Raw genomic sequence first — 17,544 nt, forward strand, 5'->3', positions numbered from 1 at the left:
GCCTCGCCCTCACCGCCACCCCCACCCGCCCCGCCGGCGAGAGCGCCGTCGCCGTCCTCCTCCCCATCGCCGCCGGCCTGCTGCTCACCGCTGCCGCCATGTACAAGCACCGCGGCCTCCCGGGCGGTGGCCACTGACCTGTTCCTCCGAGCAACCGGTATCGCCGACCGACGCCTGTGGAGACAATGGAGGCATCCCGTTCCACGGCGTCGAAGGAAGGTAGGAGGGATCATGAGTGTCGCTGTTTCCGATCACCTCGGACCGTGGACGGTCCACGACGTCCTGGCGCTGCCCGAAGACAGCCGCCATCGCATCGAACTGCTCGGGGGGGCCCTGCTGATGAGCCCCAACCCCGGAGTACCGCACCAGCGGGCCAGCCTTCGTCTGGCCATGCTCCTAGGCACCGCGATCGCCGCCGCCGACGCCCCGTTCGAGGTGCTGGAGGCCGTCAACGTGCTGGTGCCGGACGGCCTGCTGATCCCCGACCTGGTGATCGCCGACGCCGCCGCGACCGCCGGGGCCGGGGCGACCCTGCACGCCGACGACGTCGTGGTCGCCATCGAGATCGCCTCGCCGTCCACCAGGGTCATCGACCGCCGCACCAAGCCCGGCCTGTACGCCGCCGCCGGCATCCCGCACTACTGGCGCCTGGACCTCGACCCGGCGCCGCGCCTGCACCTCGGCCGCCTGGCCCCCGACGGCAGTGGCTACCTCGACCGCACCGTCCAGCCCGGTGAGTCCACGGCCCTCACCGAACCGTTCCCGTTCGACCTCGATCCGGCCGCGCTGCGGCGCTGACCCCGACAGCCGCCGGGAACGTCAGCCGAAGGTCTTCGGCGGCGGGGCCGGGGACGGGACGGCGGTGGTGTCGGTGGTCGCGGGGGTGCCGGCGGTGAAGTCGGTGAGGTCGCGGCCGTGCAGGAGGCGGGCCTGGGCGGGGTCGGTGGCGAGGCGGCGGGTGAGGTCGGTAAGCGGGAGGGGGGTGTGCGCGGCGAGCAGGACGAGGTTGCCGAAGCGTTTGCCGCGCAGGACGGCGGGGTCGGCGATCAGGCAGAGCTCGGGGAAGACGGCGGCCAGGGTGGCGGTCTGGGCGCGGGCGAAGGCGAGCGGGCCGCCGTCGGTGATGTTGGCGGCGTAGTGGCCGCCGGCCCCGAGGGCGCGGGCGGCGTGCCGGGCGAACTCGACGGTGGCGCAGTGCGCGGGGACCCGGGCGCCGGCGAAGACGTCGGCGACGACCAGGTCGGTGGAGTCGTCGGGGGTGCGTTCGAGGACGGCGCGGGCGTCGCCGCCGCGGACCTTGAGCTGCCAGCTCCGGTCGAGCGGCAGTTCGGTGCGGACGAGTTCGGTGAGCGCGGTGTCGATCTCGGCGACCTGCTGGCGGGAGCGGGGCCGGGTGGCGGCCGTGTAGCGGGCCAGGGTGAGGGCGCCGCCGCCGAGGTGCAGGGCGGTGAGGGGCTGCCGAGCGGGGGCGGCGAGGTCGATCAGGTGGCCGATCCGGCGCTGGTAGGCGAAGCCGAGGTGGGTGGGGTCGGCGAGGTCGACCAGGGACTGCGGTGCGCCGTCGAGGAGCAGTTCCCAGGCGTGCGGCCGGTCGCGGTCGGGGCGGAGCTCGGCGGTGCCGGAGGCGACGGCGGCGGTGAGCGGGCCCTGGCTGTGCGTGCGGCCGGGGGCGGCGGGGGTGGTGCGTGGACGGCCCATGGCCCCATTATCCGATGATCTCCCCGGAGCCCTCGCCCCCGACGGACCCCGACGGCCCCCGACGCCCGCAGCCCGCAGCCCGCAGCCCCTGGACGCCCCGCCCGCCACCGGCGGCCCTCAGCGTCCCGAGACCATCCCCATGACCCGCTCGACCAGCGCGATCACCCCGGGCCCGACCGCCCCCGCCGTCTCGGCGACCCGCCGGGCGGTCTCCAGCGCCCGCCCCAGTCGGGCGCCGCGCTGGGCCTCGGTCTCCTGCGGCGCGGCCGCCGGGTCGAGTTCGAGGAGCGTCTGGTCCAGTCGCTGGGCCTGGTCCGCCGGGAGGTGTCCGCGCAGGCCGGCCAGGGCGGCCCGGAGCTGGGCGAGTTGCTGGGAGATCTGCTCCGGAGTGGGCGGGAGGGCGCTCCCGCCGAAGCTGATCGACCCGATGTTGCCGGTGCCGTTCACGTTGGTGACGTTGCCCAGGTAGAAGTTCTGCTCGCCGCTCACCCGCTGATCCTTCCGATGTTTCCGGTGCCGTGGACGTTGACGGTGTCGCCGAAGTAGTAGTGGGCCGGGTTGACCGCCAGGGTGTCGACGTGCAGGAGCAGGCCGGCCTCGGGGCGGTCAATGGCGGCGGCGAGGTACCGGGTGATGGCCCGGCGGCCCGCCTCGTCGGGGGCGGTGATCAGGGCGACCGAGGAGCCGTTGGTCTCGACGGCGACCACGTGCCGGGCCTTCTGCAGGACGACCCTGAGCAGGTCGACCACGTAGAAGACCAGCAGGACGACGCCGACGGTCACCACGAACTGGGAGAACGAGGTCCGGTTCTGGTCGCGTTCGTCGCTGTAGGAGGAGGACGCGCTGATGGACATCAGCCCGACCGAGAGCACGACGACCAGTACGGCCAGGGTGCCGGCGAACCGGCGGCCGAACCGGCCGAACGCCTCGGCGCTCCGGGGGTAGAGGACCACCTGGTAGACCCGGGCGATGTTGCGCAGCGGGTAGGCGGCCCCGGCGATCCACAGGGTCCGCCCGTCGATCCTGACTTCGACCTGCCCGGGCCGGAAGGCGGGCCGCGGTGGCACCGCCGGCCCCGGGGGTCCCGGTGGGCCCTGGGGTCCTGGTGGACCCGGAACGGAGACGTGCTCGGACACCTGTCGTCCCCCCAACTCCCGTGTGGTGCCGACTATATGACCGCACCAGGGGCGGGCACAGGCGTTCGACGGGAAACGTCCGGCCACGGAGCGGTCCGCACGCCCGGCGGCCGCGACGGTGGGTGACGGGAGCTGCCCGCTGCGGGGTCGGACGTTCCGCCCGCTGAGACGACGGTTGCATGCCAACTCACGCGTCAGGCAAGTTCTCTGATGAGCCGTCAGACATCGCCCGGACGCGCTCAGAGCGGGCCCAGGCCGCCCGCGGTGAGGGTGGTGGCGGCTTCGCAGAGGGCGGAGCGCAGCACCCAGGCGTCGGTGGGGCGCGGGTACGGCTGGGAGCCGGAGGGCGGGATGATCCAGCGCGGGTCGGTGGGCGGGAGCAGGTCAGCCCCGGGGGTGCAGGCGGAGCCGGTGAGGTGCCAGCGCAGGGCGGTGCCGGCCGGGACCAGGAAGGCGATGGCGGTGCCGGCGGCGGTCTGCTGGACGGCGCCGCAGGCGCGCCGCAGGCGGAGGATGTCGACCGCCTCCAGGCCGTGCCGGACCTGGACGGTGACGGTGTCGTACTGGACGACGCGGGCGGCCGAGCTGACGGGCGGCGGCGTGGCGGGGACGGCCTGCCGTCGGTACTGGGGAACTCCGGTGGCCATGGGGGACCTCCTGTCGCCTCGGGTCGCGCGGAAACCGGATGGTGCTCCGTCACCCGGTCGTGCGACGGGAGGCCGGTCCGGGAGGGGGCCCGTACCGCCGGTGTCCATGTATCAGGACAACGCGGGACCAGCCGTCCAGGCCACGGCCTCCGATACAGCAAGCCATGGCATTTCATGGCACAACGCGGCAACTGCGTCCGGATTGTCCGCAATTGACCCACCCGCTCCCAGCAACCCGCCGTGTTCGCACGGTGACTGCCGGTACTGTCGTGCCGACGCGGCGGCCCTCCCCCCAGGGGTCGGCGCGACCACCCCGGCACGACCTCGGAGTGCAGCATGGCAGCCACGCGAACCGGCGGGCCCCGTCCGGCGCCCGTCCCCAACCAGGCGATGCGCGAGCTGCGCGGCGCCCTCTCGCCGGGGGAGTTCGCCACCCTGGTCCGCCGGGCCGCCCGGGAGATCGGCGAGCACGTGTCCTGCGACGCGCGCTACGTCGGACGGGTCGAGTCCGGCGAGATCCGCTGCCCCAACTACGCGTACGAGCGGGTGTTCCGGCACCTGTGGCCGGAGAAGTCACTGGCGGAGCTCGGGTTCGCACCGCGCTCGGCGGCCCGCCGCCGGGCGCCGGCCGCCGAACCGCCCGTCCCGGCGCACCCGCCGGACGCCCCGCTCCGGTCTGACGAGGAGAACGACGACGTGCTTCGCCGTACGTTCCTGAACGGCGGTCCCACCGCCCTGGCGGCCGTGCTCGGCCTGGACCAGGCCCCGCCCGCCGCCGCCCCGCTGCCCGCGGCCCCGCCCCGGCCGGAGCGCCGCCGGGTCGGCGCGGCCGAGGTGCAGGGCGTGGAGCAGGCGGTCCGCGACATCCGGCTGCTGGACGACGCGCACGGCGCGGACGCCCTGTTCGAGCTGGCCGGGCAGTCGCTGCGCAGCGCCTACGTGCTGCTCAACGACGGCGAGTACAACGCCGCGACCGAGCGCCGACTGCAGTGCGGGGCGGGCGAACTCGCCATCTCGGTGGGCTGGTTGGCGCACGACTCGAACCGGCTGACGGACGCCAGGTCGTTCTACTCGGAGGCGCTGGCCACCGCCCGGATGGCCCGCGACCCGCACCTGGAGGCGCACGTGTTCAGCAACAGCGCCTTCCTGGCCCGGGACGCCGGCCGCCCCCGCGAGGCGCTGCGGGCCGCCCAGGCCGGGCAGGCCGCGGCGGACGGGCTGGGCTCGGACCGGCTGCTGTCGCTGCTGGTGCTGCGCGAGGCGGGCGGCTGGGCGCTGCTCGGCGACCGGTCGGCCTGCGAGCGGGCGCTGGCCCGGGCGTACGAGCTGTTCGACCGGGGCGAGCGGCCGGACGACCCGGAGTGGATGTCGTTCTACGGCGAGGCGGAGCTGGCCGGGCAGGAGGCGCAGTGCTGGTCGGCGCTCGGCGAGTGGGACCGGGCCACCGCCCGGGCCGAGCGGGCGGTGGGGCTGCAGGAGCCGCACTTCGTCCGCAACCGGGTGCTGTACACCGCCGAGTTGGCGCACGACCGGCTGGGCCGGGGCGACCTGGCGGGCGCGGCCGAGCACGGTTCGGCGGCGGTGGCGCTGCTCGGCCAGGTCCGCTCGGCGCGGATCCGCGGCATGCTGGCGCACACCGCGGACCGGCTGCGCCCGCACGCCGCCGTGCCGGAGGTCCGGGACTTCCTGGATGGCTACGACGCGGCGGCGGCCTGAGCCCCCGTCGGCTGACCGCCCGTCGACCGGCCGACCCCCGACCTCCTGTCGGCTGTCGGCTGTCGGGTCGTCAGTGCCCGAGCCGCTCCAGGTGGCTGTGGTCGTTCCAGATCTCGATCGCGGGCAGCCCGTACTCCCAGGAGAGCACGCAGAGCGCGGCGGTGCCGAGCTTGAGGCGCTGGGCGTACTCGGGGGGCAGGCCGAGCCAGCGGGCGGTGAGGATCCGCAGCAGGTGGCCGTGGGCGAACAGGACGACGTCGCGGTCCGCGCAGTGCATGGTGGTGGTGTCGGGGTCGGGGGTGCCGTGCTCCTCGTTGAGTTCGGCGAGGAAGGCGTCGACCCGGTCGGACACCTGGGCCAGCGTCTCGCCGCCGGGCACGCCGTCGCGCCAGATCAGCCAGCCGGGCTGGTCGGTCTCCCGGATGTCGGTGCCGGTGCGGCCCTCGTACTGCCCGTAGTCCCACTCGAGGAGTTCGGGGCGGTCGGTGGCGCGGTCGCCGAAGCCGGCCAGTTCGGCGGTCTCCCGGGCCCGGGAGAGCGGGCTGGTGTACACGGTCGCCCCGGGCAGGCCGTTCCAGGGGGCGCGGGCCAGGCGCTCGCCGAGGGCGCGGGCCATCTGCCGGCCCTCGTCGGTGAGCGGGACGTCGGTGCGGCCGGTGTGCCGGCCGGTGGCCGACCAGGAGGTCTCGCCGTGGCGGACCAGCACGATGCGGGCGGGCATGCGGTGTACCTCGTTCGATGGGGGCGGTTCACTGGCCCCGGCGTCGGGGCCAACGTCCCATGATCCCGCACCGGCACCCCGCGGTCCCGCACCGGGTGCGCCGGCGTCCCGCGGCGACGTCCCACGCCGGCATCCCGCGGCAACCTGCCCGGTGCGCCCGGTGCGCCCGGTTCGAGTGCCGGGCTCCGCTTTGTCGGCTCAGGATGCGAGACTGGGCCGCACCATGAACGTCTCGCACCTGGGGCAGGCTTCCCCGCCGCTGCGGCGGCTCTCCGAGTTGCGCGGCCCGGCGCCGCAGCGCAGCCTCGACGCCCGTGCCCTCGCCGCGCTCGCCGCCAATCCGGGTTGCCGCCGCCGCGCCCTGCTGGACGCCGCGGGCGTCGACAAGACCGCGCTAGCCCAGCAGTTGGGCCGTCCGGCGCCGTTCGGCCAGTCGCCGTTCGCGATCCGCCGCGGCCTGCAGTTCGAGTCCCGCCTGAAGCGGGACGGCTACGCGGTGCTGCTGGAGCCGCTGCGCCGACGGCTGGGCGTCCCGGCGGACGAGGTGTCCTCGCTCGCCGTACCGGACTTGCTGCCCTCGGCGGCCCCCGCGGTCCGCGCGGAGCGGACGCTGGCGGTGCTCGCCGAGGCGGCGGCCGATCCGGTGGCATGGACGCTGCTGGACCACCCGATGCTGCGGCTGGACGTGGCGGGCAGCCCGGCCTACCTGGAGCCGGACGCGCTGGTGGTGCACGCCGGCCGGTGCACCGTGGTGGAGATCAAGTCCTTTCCGGTGCTGGACGGTTCGGCCGATCCGGCGAACGTCGGGGCGGCCGCCCGGCAGGCCGCGGTGTACGTGCTGGCACTGCAGGAGGCGGCGGCCCGGCTGGCCGGCCGGCCGCTGTCCGCGGATCCGTACGCGGCCCAGGAGCTGCCCGGCGCCCCGGAGTTGACGGTGCTGCTGGTCTGCCCGAAGGACTTCTCCTCCCAGCCGGTCGCCGTCCCGGTCGACGTGCGGCGCGAACTGGCGGTCACCCGGCGGCAGTTGTCCCGGATGACGCGGATCGACCAGCTGCTCGCGGCGCTGCCCGACGGGGTGACGTTCGACCTCGCCCGGGACGAGACCGGCACTCCGACCCGGCCGGCCGGGGAGCTGGCCGAGGCGGTCGCCGCGGTGCCCGCCGCGTACGCCCCGGACTGCATCTCGGCCTGCGAGCTGGGCTTCCACTGCCGTTCGCAGGCGCGCTGCGCGGGCGACGTGGAGCAGTTGGGCCGCGGGGTGCGCGGCGAGCTGGGGTCGCTGCGCACCGTCGAGGAGGCGCTGGCGGCGGCGGAGTCGGGCGGAGCGGCGGGCCTGGAGCCGGAGCTGGCGGGCGAGTTGGGCCTGGACGAGGCGTCCGAGCGGCTGGCGTACGCGGCCCGGCTGCGGGCCGAGGCGCTGGCGGTCGGGGGCGTGCGGTGAGCCTGCTGTCCACGCTGGCCCGGTTGGAGGCGGTGCGGGCGCAGCGGGCTCAGCCGGTGGCGACGGTGCGGCACCGGCACCTGTCGGAGCGTCCGATGGTGCTGGTGCCGTTGGCGGCCGCGGGCGAGTCGGGGGCGCCGCTGGCGGTGCTGCTGGGCACCGACCGGGAGGCGCCCCGGCTGCACTTCGTGCCGCAGCCGCTGAACCGCACCCAGCGTTCGGAGTTCCTGGCCGCGACGGCCCGGGACGTGGTGCCGTACCTGGAGTCGTTCGGGGACGAGGTGGAGCTGCTGGAGGGCTCCGAGAAGGATCCGGTGAGCGGGGAGAAGGTGCCGGTGGTGCGGGAGCTGTGCGCGGACGCGCCGCAGCTGATCGTGCCGAACGCGGGGGGCGTGGCGCACCTGGCGCTGCTGGGCCGTTCGACCAGGTTCCGCCGCACGGCGGAGGACCCGGAGCCGGGCGAGTACCCGGCGCCGACCGAAGTCCCGTTGCTGGGGCGCTGGTTGACGCACCTGACGGACCGTGCGCAGGTGCCGGGTTCCTCGTTGCTGCTGTCGATGACCGGTCTGCTGGCCCGGCACTGGGCGACGGGGCAGAGCCACCTGGAGGACCAGCACCTGGCAGCCCGGCTGGCCTGGCACCGGTCGCCGGCCGGGTTCGAGCCGGCCGGTACGGGCGCGTCGGCGGCGGAGTGGGTGGAGTCGGCGCGGGACGGCGGGGGCCTGCTGCTGCACCCGCCGGCCGGTCCGGCCACCGATCCGAAGTTCGACGAGCGGGTGCTGGCCCCGGCGATCCTGCGGCACGACGCCGCGGTGGCGGTGCGCGAGCGGGCCGAGGCGGCCCGGGACGGCGCGGAGGTCCGCCGGGCGGCGGGCCTGGTCGAGCAGGCGCACGCCGAGCTGGCCCGGCTGCTGCTCGCGGTGGCGCTGCCGACCTGGCGCGACGTCTGGCACGGCGTGGACCTGCTGCGGGAGCTGCCCGCGGCCGGGCACCTGGCGGACCGCTGGGAGGGCGACCGCTGGTCGTTCACCATGCACCGGGACCGGGTGGCGGCGGGCGAGCCGCCGCAGCCGCGGCTGGACGACGCGGTGACGGCGGCCCGGAAGCTGGCCCAGCGGGAGCGGGAGCAGGCGAAGCTGGAGATCCAGGAGGCGTTGGACGACCCGCTGGCGATGGCGGAGCGCCGGCTGTCCGGCGAGGCGTTCGCCGGCGAGGTGGTGGACGTGGTCCCGGAGTGGTCCGCGGGCCGTTCGCCCAAGCCGCGCCCGCTGCTGGTGGTGCGCACCGAGGACCGTCCGCACGCCGATCCGGGCCGGGAGGTGTACCGGGCGCACGCGGAGCCGGCCCAGCGGGCCGAGATCGTCTCGTCCGGGCCGGGCGAGGTGGTGGTGCGGCTGCTGTCCGGCATGGGGCGGCGCAAGGACCCGGAGCCGGGCAGCGTCCCGGAGCCGGGGGCGGCCGTGGTGTTCACCCTGTTCGAGCTGGCGCCCCGGCAGTCCGCCCCGCTGCCGGACCCGGCGGACACGCCGTGGACGCACGGCGGCCCTCCGGTGGCCGTCGAGGATGCACCGGCCGGTGCGGACGAGTGGGAATGATCGGCGAATGAACCTTTCCGGAGATCCGGTGGCGGACCGTCAGGACGGCTCCCCTGCCGGCGAGTTGGCCCCGGGCGAGGCCGCCGACCGGGCCGTCGCGGGGATCCTCGACGCGGTGGTGCGCCCGGCGCCGGGCGCGCCGCGCGGGGTGGTGGTCGACTCCCCGCCGGGTGCGGGCAAGTCGACGCTGGTGGTGCGGGCGGCCCGCGAACTGGTCGGCGCGGGCGAGCGGCTGATGATCGTGGCCCAGACCAACAGCCAGGTCGACGACCTGGTCGACCGGTTGGCGTCGAAGGCCCCGGAGATCGGCATCGGCCGGCTGCACGCGAGCGACTCCAGGCCCGCCCCGGAGGCCCTGCGGCACCCCAACGTCACGGCGAAGGACAAGGTCGCCGACCTGCTGGAGCAGGACGTGGTGATCTCCACCGCGGCGAAGTGGCAGTGGGTGAAGGCCGAGCAGCCCTGGCGGCAGGCGATCGTCGACGAGGCGTACCAGATGCGTTCGGACGCGCTGCTGGCGGTGGCCCGGCTGTTCGAGCGGGCGCTGTTCGTCGGCGACCCGGGCCAGCTGGACCCGTTCACCGTGGTGGGCACCGACCAGTGGGCGGGCCTGTCCTACGACCCGTCCTCCTCGGCGGTGGTGACGCTGCTCGCGCACAACCCGGCGATCCGCCCGCACCGCCTGCCGGTGTCCTGGCGGCTGCCCGCGTCGGCGGCGCCGCTGGTCTCGGCCGCGTTCTACCCGTACACCCCGTTCCGGTCCGGCACCGGCCCGGACGACCGGACGCTGGTGCCGGGCGTGCGCGGCGACGGTTCGGCGGTGGACGCGGCGATCGACGAGGCGGCGGCCGGCGGCTGGGCGCTGCTGGAGCTGCCCGCCCGGCACACCGTCCGCACCGACGCGCAGGCGGTGGCCGCGGTCGCGGCCACCGTGCGCCGGCTGCTGGAGCGCGGGCTGACCGCCCGCTCCGAGCAGGGGGCCGCCCTGCTCACCGCGGGCCGGGTCGCGGTCGGCACCGCGCACCGGGACCAGGCCGCCGCGGTGCGCGCCGAGCTGGCCCGGCTGGGCGTGCCGGTCGACCCGGCGGCGGGCGAGGCCGTCACGGTGGACACCGCGAACCGGTTGCAGGGCCGCGAGTACGACGTCACGGTCGTGCTGCACCCGCTCTCCGGCCGCCCCGACGCGACCGCCTTCCACCTGGAGACCGGCCGGCTGTGCGTGCTGGCCTCCCGGCACCGGCACGCCTGCATCGTGGTGGCCCGCGCGGGCATCCCCGAGCTGCTCGACAACCATCCGGCCACCGAGCCGGTCCAGCTCGGCGTGGCCGTCAAGTTCCCCGACGGCTGGGAGGCCAACCACGCGGTGCTGGCCCACCTCTCGGAACACCGCGTCCGGTTGTGACCGCAGCGGGCGGGCGTGCGGCGCGGGCCTCGCGCCCCCGGCGGGGAATAGCGCTCGTGGGCGCACCGTTCCGGTTCTGGCGGTCCGCGCGCGACAATGGACGGCGGCCGTCTTTCCCCTGTCACCCCCGGAGGTGCTCCGTCATGCCCGACTCGCATCCGCAGGCGTCCGACCAGGGCGGTTCGCCGACTCCGGCGGTCGTTCCGTCGGTGCCGGGCCCGGCCCGGCGGATCCGGCCGGTTGAGTTGATCTTCGAGCCGGCGGGGGCGGAGCCGGAGCCGGAGCGGTTCTTCGACCTGGAGTCGATCGACGACCCGTCCGAACTGCTGTCGCGTTCCACCGAGTTGGCCCTGGCGTTCCGGGCCGCGGCGGAGCGGGCGACGGACTTCCAGGCGCTGGCCGCCGCCCAGCTCGCGGATCCGCGCCGGTTCGACGCGCTCTCCGCGGAGCAGATCGCCGAGCGGGCGGACTGGACGCCTGACTACGCGCGGAAGATGGTCGAGTACGGCCGCTCGCTGCAGCGCCGCGGCCCCGAGGAGTAGGCCCGAGCGGGCTCGGGCGAGCCCCGGAGCGGCCCCGCCAGGCCACTGGCATATGCGGCGGGCGATGGTACGCCCCCTCCCCCGCCGCTGTCCGGCGAACGCCGTTTTCGGCGCGCCCCGCCGGGCCGCCGGTCCACCCTTTCCGGGTGGACATCTGGACCTATCAATCCGTGGAGTACGTCAGCGTCGCCGGGGAGGCGTGGCTCGCCTCCGCCAGCGAGTACCCGAGCAGCATGCGCGCGCTGTGGGAGGCCCGCCCGTGGGCGCCCGCGGTCCTCCCGTGCGGCCGGGTCTTCGACGTGATCAGCCTGCCGGCGGTGTTCGGCCGCCGGGTGCTGGACGAGCTGTGGACCTCGGGCCCGGGCTGCGGCCCGGTGGCGACCTACCGGGGCCGGACGCTGCTGTTCGTGCAGCCGGGGACGGCGGCCCGGCTGCGGACGCTGCTGGCCTGGGAGGAGTGGGCCCGGGACGTGCCGCCGCTGCTGTGCCACGGCCCGGGGGACGCGGTCACGGTGCCGCCGGTGCAGCGGGCGGTCGACCAGCCGGAGTCCTCGTCCAGCCGGTGGGTCGTCGCGCCGGACACCACCGAGCCGTGGCTGCCGGGGGCGTCGGTGGTGCTGTGGGCGTGTGTCCGGGCGGCCCGCGGCCGCACCCGGGAGGCGGGCGACCCGGTGCCGAACGCGCGCTGAACGGGGGGTGCCGCTCCGGTGGGAATGGATTTGGGCCCGGGCGCCGGGCGCTGCTAGAGTCTTCCACGTCAGCAGGCGCCGCTAGCTCAGTTGGTTAGAGCAGCTGACTCTTAATCAGCGGGTCCGGGGTTCGAGTCCCTGGCGGCGCACAGACAGCGAAAGGCCCTCCTTCACCGGGGGGCCTTTCGCGTTGCGCCGTCCGGGCCGCGTTGCCCCCGGACGGTGTGTAAAGGGCTGCTAATGTCCGGGTCATGGCGTCCGACGATCTTCACTCCGACTGGGCCGCCTGGCTCGACGCGGAGCTCGCCGAGGCCGAGGCGGCCGCCCTGCGCGGGCACCGGCAGGAGCGGCGCAGGCGGCGCCTGTGCCGCGCGCTGGCCTGGACGGGCGCGGTGACGCTGGCGGCCGGCCTGGGCTTCGGCCTGGTGTACACGGCCCAGCACGGCCCGCCCCCGCGCCCGGCGGTCTCCGCCTCCCCCACCCCGGCCGGTTAGCCGGCCCGGGTCCTCGGCCGGTCAGCCGCTCGGGGCCTCCAGCAGCACGACCACCAGCCGGCGCGGCCCGTGCACGCCCTTGACCCGGATCATCTCGATGTCGGCGGTGGCGGACGGCCCGCTGACGAAGGTGAGCGGCCGGGCCGGGTCGAGGACGGCGAGCGCGCCGGACAGCGCGGAGTGCACCTGTTCGGCCCGCACCACGCACACGTGCAGGTCGGGCAGCAGGGTGGCGGCGCGGCGCCCCTGGGCGGCTCCGCCGTCGAGGACCAGGGTGCCGGAGTCGGCGACGGCGGCCGCACAGGCCGTCAGGACGGCGTCGGTGGCGTCGAGTTCGGCCCTGCCGAGCGGCGGCCGGTCGGCGCGCACCTCGCCGTCCCAGTCGGCGGTCCAGGCGGCGGGCAGTCCGTCCGGGACGACCAGGCTGCGGGCGCCCTCGTCGTGCAGGGCCCGGGCGACGGCGGGGCCGGGGTCGGTGGCGCGCAGCACCCGGGCGCCGTACTCGGCCAGCCGTTCGGCGAACAGTGCGAGCGTGCCGGGCCGGTCGTCCGGGTCGGTGCCGGGGGCGTGCCGCAGGTAGTGGCGGGGCGGTTCGGGGGCGGGCGGGACGGCGGCGGCGCGGATCCGGCGGAGGATCTCCTCGCGGGCGGCGGTCATGCGCGTTCTCCTTCGTTCCGCTTCCACCAGGTGCGGAAGGACTCCCCGGGGACGTCGGGCAGGGCCCGGTTGTCGGTCCAGCCCGGGACGGGGGTGCGCGCGGGCAGCAGCGGTCCGAGCAGCCCGGCGCCCTTCACGGCGGCCTTCCACAGCAGCGGGCGCTGCATCGCGGCGCCGACGGTGTTCAGCGCGGCCCGCTCGACCGGGTGCTTGCCGCCGTCGGCGACCTGGGCGCGCAGGTCGAGCAGCACGTCGGTGAACCGGATCCGGACCGGGCAGACCTCGTTGCAGGCGCCGCACAGCGTGGAGGCGTACGGGAGCGAGGCGGTCTGCGGGTCGTCGAGGCCGCGCAGCAGCGGGTTGAGGATCGCGCCGATCGGCCCGGGGTAGACCGAGCCGTAGGCGTGGCCGCCGGTGCGCTCGTAGACGGGGCAGGTGTTCATGCAGGCGCCGCAGCGGATGCAGCGCAGGGCCTGTCGGCCGACCGGGTCGGCGAGGGCGCGGGTGCGGCCGTTGTCGACCAGGACGAGGTGGAAGTCGCGCGGGCCGTCGCCGTCGACCGTGCCGGTCCAGGTGCTGGTGTAGGGGGCCATCCGCTCCCCGGTGGCGTTGCGGGCCAGCAGTTGCAGGAAGACTTCGAGGTCCTGCCAGGTGGGGACGGTCTTCTCGATGCCGACGACGGAGATCAGGGTGTCGGCGAGGGTGAGGCACATCCGGCCGTTGCCCTCGGACTCGACGACGACCAGGGTGCCGGTCTCGGCGACCACGAAGTTGGCGCCGGAGACGGCGACCTTGGCGCCGAGGAACTTCTCCCGCAGGTGCAGCCGGGCGGCTTCGGCGAGTTCGGCGGGATCGTCGGTGAGCCCTTCGGGGGCGGGGCGGCCGTGCCGGCCCATCTCGCGGGCGAAGATGTCGCGGATCTCGCTGCGGTTGCGGTGCAGGGCGGGGACGACCACGTGCGAGGGCAGGTCGTCGCCGAGCTGGACGATGGTGGCGGCGAGGTCGGTCTCGCGGGCGTTGATCCCGGCGGCTTCGAGGGCGGCGTCGAGGCCGATCTCCTCGGTGAGCATCGACTTGACCTTGACGATCTCGCGTTCGCCGGTGGCCCTGACCAGGTCGGTGACGATCCGGTTGGCCTCGGCGGCGTCCCGGGCCCAGTGGACGGTGCCGCCGGCCGCGGTGACCTTCTCCTCGACCTGCAGCAGGTAGCCCTCCAGGCCGGCCAGCACCCGGTCCTTGATCGCGGCGGCGCTGTCGCGCAGTTGCTCCCAGTCGGGGCGTTCGGCGGCGAGCACGGCCCGCTTGCCGCGGATGGTGTGGGTGGCGCGGCGGACGTTCTCGCGCAGCTGCCGGTTGCCGACCTCGCGGGCGGCGGCCTCGGGGAACGCGGGCCAGCCCAGGAAGGACCTGCTCATCGGGCGGCCTCCACCACGGGGAGGCCGGGCAGCGGCCCGTCCTGGGCGGTGCGGGCCAGGATCTCCACCAGGTGCAGGGTGCGCACCGGGTGGCCGTCCTTCGTCAGCCGGCCGCCGATGTTCATCAGGCAGGAGTTGTCGACGGCGGCCAGCACGGACGCCCCGGTCTCCAGGACGTGCCGGGCCTTGTCGCCGTTCATGGCGCCGGAGACGGCCGGGTTCTTGACCGAGAAGGTCCCGCCGAAGCCGCAGCACTCCTCGGCGGCGGGCAGCTCGACGTAGTCGATCCCGTCGACGGCGCGCAGCAGCCGGTGCGGCCGGTCGCCGAGCCGGGTGGCGCGCAGGCTGTGGCAGGTCGGGTGGTAGGTGACCCGGTGCGGGAAGTGCGCGCCGACGTCCTCGACGCCCAGCCGGTCGGTCAGGTACTCGGTCAACTCGAAGGTGCGGGGCGCGAGTTCGGCAACTGCCCGGGCCAGTCCGGGGTCGCCGACGGCGGCCAGCGGGTAGGCCTCGGCGGGCATGCCGGCGCAGGAGGCGGAGGGGACGACGATCTCCTCGTAGCCGCCGAAGGTGTCGACGAAGTGCCGGGCGAGCCTGGCGGTCTCCCTGCGGTAGCCGGTGTTGAAGTGCATCTGGCCGCAGCAGCTCTGGCCGGGCGGGAAGTCGACCTCGACGCCGAGGCGGCGCAGCAGGGTGACGGCGGCGCGGCCGGTGCCGGGGAAGAGGGTGTCGTTCAGGCAGGTCACGAACAGGGCGGTGCGGGAGCGCGGGGTGTCCGGGGGCATGCCCGCATCATAGATGCAAGCTTAGATGCAAGCCAGGACCCGTGACAGAATGACGGCGTGAGCGACGCTTCCCTCCCCACCGCCGACCGGGCCTACCGGCACGTCCGCACCCGCCTGCTGGACGGCAGTTGGCCCGGCGGCACGCTGCTCTCCGAGGGCGTCGTCGCCACCGAGCTGGGCCTGTCCCGCACGCCCGTCCGGGAGGCGTTCCTGCGCCTGCAGTCGGAGGGCTTCCTGCACCTGTACCCCAAGCGCGGCGCCCAGGTCGTCCCGATCGCCCCGGGCGAGGCCCGCGACGTGCTGGCCGCCCGGGTCCTGTTCGAGCACGCCGCCGTCGACACCCTGGCCGCCCGCGGCCCGGCCGCGCTGACGGCCGCCGCCGCGGACCTGCTGGCCGCCTGCGAACACCGCGACCCGCACCCCGTCGAGGCCGGCCGGCACTTCCACCTCACCCTGCTGCGGGCGGCCGGCAACCCCGTCCTGACCTCGCTCTACCAGACCCTCTGGGACCGCCAGATACGCGTCTCGGCCGCCGCCACCGCGACCGCCGACCACGCCGAGCGGGACCACGCCGAACACCTGGCGCTGGCCCGCGCCCTCGCCGCCCCCGACCCGGCCCTGGCCCGCGAACTGGTCACCGCGCACGCCGAGTCCCTGCTGGCGCGGGTGACGTGAAAGCAGGGGCTCGGGGAACGGCGAGCCCGAGTCTGCTGACGGTGCACTGCCGTTGCGCGCATCGGCTTCCGGTTCCGTTCACTGCACGCAGCAGCACGAACCTCCGATGGGCTCCGACCGCCAGCAGCACGGACTCGCCGTTCCCCGAGCCCCTAATGCGGGCCCGCCGTTCTCACCGGCCGCGCAGCTCCCGGTAGCGGCCCACCAGGTTCGCGGTCGAAGCGTCCAGCGCCCCGGCGCCCTCGCCGGTGAGCAGCACCGGCTCGACCTTCTTGGCCAGCACCTTGCCGAGCTCGACGCCCCACTGGTCGAAGGAGTCGATGTTCCAGACCGCGCCCTGGACGAACACCTTGTGCTCGTAGAGCGCGATCAGCTGGCCCAGCACGTGCGGGGTCAGCTCGTCGGCCAGGATGGTCGTGGTGGGGTGGTTGCCGCGGAAGGTCTTGTGCGGGACGAGCTCGGCGGGCACGCCCTCGGCCGCGACCTCCTCGGCGGTCTTGCCGAAGGCCAGCGCCTGGGTCTGGGCGAAGAAGTTGGCCATCAGCAGGTCGTGCTGGGCGACCAGGCCGGGCTGCAGGTCGGCGACCGGCTTCGCGAAGCCGAGGAAGTCGGCGGGGATGGTCTTGGTGCCCTGGTGCAGCAGCTGGTAGTACGCGTGCTGCCCGTTGGTGCCGGGGGTGCCCCAGACCACCGGGCCGGTCTGCCAGTCGACGGGGTTGCCCTGGCGGTCGACGGACTTGCCGTTGGACTCCATGTCGAGCTGCTGCAGGTACGCGGTGAACTTCGACAGGTAGTGCGAGTACGGGAGCACGGCGTGCGCCTGGGCGTCGAAGAACGCGCCGTACCAGACGCCGAGCAGGCCGAGCAGCAGCGGCACGTTCTGCTCGGCGGGGGCGGTGCGGAAGTGCTCGTCGACCAGGTGGAAGCCGGCCAGCATCTCCTGGAACCGCTCGGCGCCGATGGCGATCATCAGCGAGAGGCCGATCGCCGAGTCGTAGGAGTAGCGGCCGCCCACCCAGTCCCAGAACTCGAACATGTTGGCGGTGTCGATGCCGAAGTCGGCGACGCCCTGCGCGTTGGTGGACAGCGCCACGAAGTGCTTGGCGACGGCCTCCTCGCCGGCGCCGAGCTGCTCCAGCAGCCAACTGCGGGCGGCGACCGCGTTGGTGATGGTCTCGATGGTGGTGAAGGTCTTGGAGGCGACGATGAACAGCGTCTCGGCGGCGTCCAGGTCGCGGACGGCCTCGTGCAGGTCGGCGCCGTCCACGTTGGAGACGAAACGGACCGTCAGGTCGCGGTCGGTGTAGGAGCGCAGCACCTCGTAGGCCATCGCGGGGCCGAGGTCGGAGCCGCCGATGCCGATGTTGACGACGTTGCGGATCCGCCGGCCGGTGTGGCCGGTCCAGGCGCCGGAGCGCACCCGTCCGGAGAAGTCGGCCATCTTGTCGAGGACGGCGTGCACGGCGGGCACCACGTTCTCGCCGTCGACCTCGATCACGGCGCCGCGCGGGGCGCGCAGCGCGGTGTGCAGGACGGCGCGGTCCTCGGTGGTGTTGATCTTCTCGCCGCGGAACATCGCGTCGCGCAGCTCGGCGACGCCGGTCGCGGCGGCGAGTTCGCGCAGCAGGTCGAGGGTGCGGTCGGTGACCAGGTGCTTCGAGTAGTCGACGAAGAGGTCGCCGACCTGCAGGGTGTAGCGCGTGCCGCGGTCGGGGTCGGCGGCGAACAGCTCGCGCAGGTGCTGGTCGCCCAGTTCCGCCCGGTGCTTCCCCAGCGCGGCCCACTGCGGGGTGCGGTCCAACGGGGTCCGGCCGTTGGCAGGGGTGTCCGACATCGGTTGCTCCTAGCGTCGTACGGGTTGCGTCTACCGGCTGGTTCCGGCGGGAGGGTCGCGCTGGTCCGGGCGGGTACGCGTGCGTGTGCCGGCTCCG

At 75.1% G+C, this 17,544-nt stretch carries 18 protein-coding genes and 1 tRNA gene; 10 read left to right on the forward strand and 9 right to left on the reverse strand.

What is annotated here, in order from left to right:
* Positions 1 to 231 precede the first annotated feature (231 nt).
* Positions 232 to 798 carry a Uma2 family endonuclease gene (locus tag IH44_RS0113740; RefSeq protein ID WP_030459800.1) on the forward strand — a complete coding sequence of 189 codons (567 nt, stop codon included), beginning with the start codon at positions 232 to 234 and terminating at the stop codon, positions 796 to 798.
* Positions 799 to 819: 21 nt separating this feature from the next.
* On the opposite strand, the gene IH44_RS0113745 is transcribed toward IH44_RS0113740, so the two are convergent.
* The 4 genes from IH44_RS0113745 to IH44_RS0113760 form a co-directional block, all read right to left on the reverse strand.
* Entirely contained in the window at positions 820 to 1,698 is an 879-nt protein-coding gene (locus tag IH44_RS0113745; protein ID WP_051816871.1) for a spermidine synthase, read from the reverse strand.
* 117 nt (positions 1,699 to 1,815) lie between these two features.
* Positions 1,816 to 2,187: a hypothetical protein gene (locus tag IH44_RS0113750; RefSeq protein WP_030459802.1), complete on the reverse strand. Its 372-nt coding sequence runs from the start codon at positions 2,185 to 2,187 to the stop codon at positions 1,816 to 1,818.
* Positions 2,184 to 2,765, reverse strand: coding sequence for a DUF6232 family protein (locus tag IH44_RS0113755; RefSeq protein WP_030459803.1), 582 nt, complete (start codon positions 2,763 to 2,765; stop codon positions 2,184 to 2,186). Before IH44_RS0113755 ends, IH44_RS0113750 begins: the two co-directional genes overlap by 4 nt.
* A 308-nt stretch (positions 2,766 to 3,073) precedes the next feature.
* On the reverse strand, positions 3,074 to 3,481 hold the full coding sequence (locus tag IH44_RS0113760) for a hypothetical protein (protein ID WP_232794935.1): 408 nt from the start codon (positions 3,479 to 3,481) through the stop codon (positions 3,074 to 3,076).
* Between the two features lie 336 nt (positions 3,482 to 3,817).
* Here IH44_RS0113760 and IH44_RS0113765 point away from each other — a divergent pair, with 336 nt between their 5' ends.
* Positions 3,818 to 5,197 carry a hypothetical protein gene (locus IH44_RS0113765; protein WP_030459805.1) on the forward strand — a complete coding sequence of 460 codons (1,380 nt, stop codon included), beginning with the start codon at positions 3,818 to 3,820 and terminating at the stop codon, positions 5,195 to 5,197.
* A gap of 70 nt (positions 5,198 to 5,267) precedes the next feature.
* On the opposite strand, the gene IH44_RS0113770 is transcribed toward IH44_RS0113765, so the two are convergent.
* Positions 5,268 to 5,918 (reverse strand): histidine phosphatase family protein, encoded by a 651-nt coding sequence (locus IH44_RS0113770; RefSeq protein WP_030459806.1) that lies wholly within the window; start codon positions 5,916 to 5,918, stop codon positions 5,268 to 5,270.
* Positions 5,919 to 6,141: 223 nt separating this feature from the next.
* Between IH44_RS0113770 and IH44_RS0113775 the strand changes: the two genes are divergently transcribed.
* From IH44_RS0113775 to IH44_RS0113805, 7 genes are all read left to right on the forward strand, one after another.
* On the forward strand, positions 6,142 to 7,359 hold the full coding sequence (locus tag IH44_RS0113775) for a hypothetical protein (RefSeq protein ID WP_030459807.1): 1,218 nt from the start codon (positions 6,142 to 6,144) through the stop codon (positions 7,357 to 7,359).
* Complete coding sequence (locus IH44_RS0113780) at positions 7,356 to 8,954, forward strand: hypothetical protein (RefSeq protein WP_030459808.1); 1,599 nt, start codon at positions 7,356 to 7,358, stop codon at positions 8,952 to 8,954. Before IH44_RS0113775 ends, IH44_RS0113780 begins: the two co-directional genes overlap by 4 nt.
* A 7-nt stretch (positions 8,955 to 8,961) precedes the next feature.
* On the forward strand, positions 8,962 to 10,356 hold the full coding sequence (locus tag IH44_RS0113785; protein ID WP_051816872.1) for an AAA family ATPase: 1,395 nt from the start codon (positions 8,962 to 8,964) through the stop codon (positions 10,354 to 10,356).
* A gap of 143 nt (positions 10,357 to 10,499) precedes the next feature.
* Entirely contained in the window at positions 10,500 to 10,898 is a 399-nt protein-coding gene (locus IH44_RS0113790; protein ID WP_232794936.1) for a hypothetical protein, read from the forward strand.
* Between the two features lie 146 nt (positions 10,899 to 11,044).
* On the forward strand, positions 11,045 to 11,587 hold the full coding sequence (locus IH44_RS0113795; protein WP_030459811.1) for a bifunctional DNA primase/polymerase: 543 nt from the start codon (positions 11,045 to 11,047) through the stop codon (positions 11,585 to 11,587).
* 75 nt (positions 11,588 to 11,662) lie between these two features.
* A tRNA-Lys gene (locus IH44_RS0113800) sits at positions 11,663 to 11,736 on the forward strand.
* 102 nt (positions 11,737 to 11,838) lie between these two features.
* On the forward strand, positions 11,839 to 12,081 hold the full coding sequence (locus IH44_RS0113805) for a hypothetical protein (protein ID WP_030459812.1): 243 nt from the start codon (positions 11,839 to 11,841) through the stop codon (positions 12,079 to 12,081).
* A 21-nt stretch (positions 12,082 to 12,102) separates the two neighbouring features.
* On the opposite strand, the gene IH44_RS0113810 is transcribed toward IH44_RS0113805, so the two are convergent.
* Genes IH44_RS0113810 through IH44_RS0113820 form a run of 3 tightly spaced genes read right to left on the reverse strand, consistent with a single transcriptional unit; the run spans position 12,103 to position 14,938 of the window.
* Complete coding sequence (locus IH44_RS0113810; protein ID WP_030459813.1) at positions 12,103 to 12,738, reverse strand: LUD domain-containing protein; 636 nt, start codon at positions 12,736 to 12,738, stop codon at positions 12,103 to 12,105.
* A complete protein-coding gene (locus IH44_RS0113815; protein ID WP_030459814.1) occupies positions 12,735 to 14,153 on the reverse strand; it encodes a LutB/LldF family L-lactate oxidation iron-sulfur protein in 1,419 nt (472 codons plus the stop codon). Before IH44_RS0113815 ends, IH44_RS0113810 begins: the two co-directional genes overlap by 4 nt.
* Positions 14,150 to 14,938 carry a (Fe-S)-binding protein gene (locus tag IH44_RS0113820; protein ID WP_030459815.1) on the reverse strand — a complete coding sequence of 263 codons (789 nt, stop codon included), beginning with the start codon at positions 14,936 to 14,938 and terminating at the stop codon, positions 14,150 to 14,152. The genes IH44_RS0113815 and IH44_RS0113820 overlap by 4 nt, the downstream gene beginning before the upstream one ends.
* Before the next feature lie 57 nt (positions 14,939 to 14,995).
* Here IH44_RS0113820 and IH44_RS0113825 point away from each other — a divergent pair, with 57 nt between their 5' ends.
* A complete protein-coding gene (locus IH44_RS0113825; RefSeq protein ID WP_030459816.1) occupies positions 14,996 to 15,613 on the forward strand; it encodes a GntR family transcriptional regulator in 618 nt (205 codons plus the stop codon).
* A gap of 172 nt (positions 15,614 to 15,785) precedes the next feature.
* On the opposite strand, the gene pgi is transcribed toward IH44_RS0113825, so the two are convergent.
* Positions 15,786 to 17,447 carry a glucose-6-phosphate isomerase gene (pgi, locus tag IH44_RS0113830; protein ID WP_030459817.1) on the reverse strand — a complete coding sequence of 554 codons (1,662 nt, stop codon included), beginning with the start codon at positions 17,445 to 17,447 and terminating at the stop codon, positions 15,786 to 15,788.
* Positions 17,448 to 17,544 lie beyond the last annotated feature (97 nt).

Origin of the sequence: Kitasatospora sp. NRRL B-11411 (genome assembly GCF_000721345.1) — a bacterium.
GTDB classification, from domain to species: Bacteria; Actinomycetota; Actinomycetes; order Streptomycetales; family Streptomycetaceae; genus Kitasatospora; species Kitasatospora cineracea.